At 46.1% G+C, this 1,713-nt stretch carries 1 protein-coding gene and 4 tRNA genes; 1 reads left to right on the top strand and 4 read right to left on the bottom strand.

The features are described 5' to 3' along the window. Nucleotides 1-81 precede the first annotated feature (81 nt). The 4 genes from B4K11_RS09820 to B4K11_RS09805 form a co-directional block, all read right to left on the bottom strand. Nucleotides 82-157: transfer RNA gene (locus tag B4K11_RS09820), tRNA-His, on the bottom strand. A gap of 18 nt (nucleotides 158-175) precedes the next feature. Then, a tRNA-Leu gene (locus B4K11_RS09815) sits at nucleotides 176-260 on the bottom strand. 15 nt (nucleotides 261-275) lie between these two features. Continuing rightward, nucleotides 276-351: transfer RNA gene (locus B4K11_RS09810), tRNA-His, on the bottom strand. 21 nt (nucleotides 352-372) lie between these two features. After that, a tRNA-Arg gene (locus B4K11_RS09805) sits at nucleotides 373-449 on the bottom strand. Nucleotides 450-799: 350 nt separating this feature from the next. Here B4K11_RS09805 and folD point away from each other — a divergent pair. After that, nucleotides 800-1,654, top strand: coding sequence for a bifunctional methylenetetrahydrofolate dehydrogenase/methenyltetrahydrofolate cyclohydrolase FolD (gene folD, locus B4K11_RS09800; protein WP_292957546.1), 855 nt, complete (start codon nucleotides 800-802; stop codon nucleotides 1,652-1,654). Nucleotides 1,655-1,713: the final 59 nt, after the last annotated feature.

Genomic DNA, 1,713 nt, shown 5'->3' with positions numbered 1-1,713 from the left:
CCTAAATCTGGCGTGTCTACCAATTCCACCACGTCCGCATTTACGGTACTTAATGTTCTTTCTTTTTCTACTGCAATGTCATGGGGTGGACAATGGGGCTCGAACCCACGACCGCCGGAATCACAATCCGGAGCTCTACCAACTGAGCTATGCCCACCACAAAGGGCCTTTCAAATGGTGCGGACGGAGAGACTCGAACTCTCACACCTTGCGGCACCAGAACCTAAATCTGGCGTGTCTACCAATTCCACCACGTCCGCTTACCTTTAGAGAAATGGGGTGGACAATGGGGCTCGAACCCACGACCGCCGGAATCACAATCCGGAGCTCTACCAACTGAGCTATGCCCACCATAATTCTCTATTCTGACAATGGTACGCCCACCAGGACTCGAACCTGGAACCTACGCCTTAGAAGGGCGTTGCTCTATCCAGTTGAGCTATAGGCGCCCGACTCATCGTCAGCCCTTAATAATTTAACACCCTTCAAACACTATTTGTAAGCTGTTTTCGTGTGCCTCGTCTTAAGGAGGTGCGAATAATATACACCTCTAAATTCAGCGTCAACACTTTTTTTATCTAAGAAAATAAATGAGTTAGATTGCTCAACTTCTATCCAGAAATGGCTACTTTACATACAAAAAAACACGCTTTTATAACAACCACTTATTAAACGATGACGTTTTCATGCCCTTTATTGAAAATTTTCATCGATGAAATTCGGAAAAGGCGCTTGGAGCTATATCCTAACCATGAGAGAATTCGCACCAGATATATTTTACTAAAGGAACCACCCTTTAATGAGCGCGCAGATAATTGATGGCAAACAAATTGCCGCAGATGTTCGTAAAAAAGTTGCTGAAGGAGTTCAGCAGCGTTTAGATAACGGCAAAAAAGCTCCTTGCTTAGCAGTTGTACTGGTAGGTCTTGACCCAGCTTCACAGGTTTACGTTCGTAATAAGAAGAACGCATGCGAAGAAGTTGGTTTTGAATCTCGTTCTTTTGATCTTCCTGCAGACACGACTCAACAAGCTCTTCTTGATCTAGTTGATGAGCTTAATGCTGATCCAACTTGTAATGGCATTTTAGTACAGCTTCCTTTACCCGATCATCTTGATGGCAATGAGATACTTGAGCGCATCCGTCCAGATAAAGATGTGGACGGTTTTCACGCCTTTAACTTAGGCAGACTAGCTCAACGCATGCCAGTTCTTCGTCCTTGCACACCTAAAGGCGTTATGACTCTGCTAGAGTCAACAGGTCAAGACCTTCACGGCATGGAAGCTGTTGTCGTTGGCGCATCGAATATTGTTGGTCGCCCAATGGGTCTAGAGCTATTACTTGCTGGCTGCACTGTCACAACAACCCACCGTTTCACTAAAGACCTCGAAGCACATGTACGCCGTGCAGACCTTGTCGTCGTTGGTGTAGGCATCCCAAACCTTGTTAAAGGCGAATGGATAAAAGAAGGCGCCACTGTAATCGACGTAGGCATCAACCGCCTTGAAGATGGTCGCCTAGTTGGAGATGTGGGCTTTGAAGCTGCCGAGCAAAGCGCTGGGTTCATTACACCCGTTCCTGGAGGTGTTGGACCAATGACAGTTGCAACCCTTATGGAAAACACACTTGAAGCGGCTAACAAGCAAGATGCTTAACTAGCAAACGAGTGAAAATAAAAAAGGCAGCCTATTGGCCACTGCTGTCCCATAGTTTT

This window comes from Neptuniibacter sp. UBA6509 (genome assembly GCA_002435145.1).
Classification (GTDB): Bacteria; Pseudomonadota; Gammaproteobacteria; order Pseudomonadales; family Balneatricaceae; genus Neptuniibacter.
The sequence above is the reverse complement of the archived record's forward strand: the minus strand, read 5'-3'. Positions and strand labels throughout refer to the sequence as shown.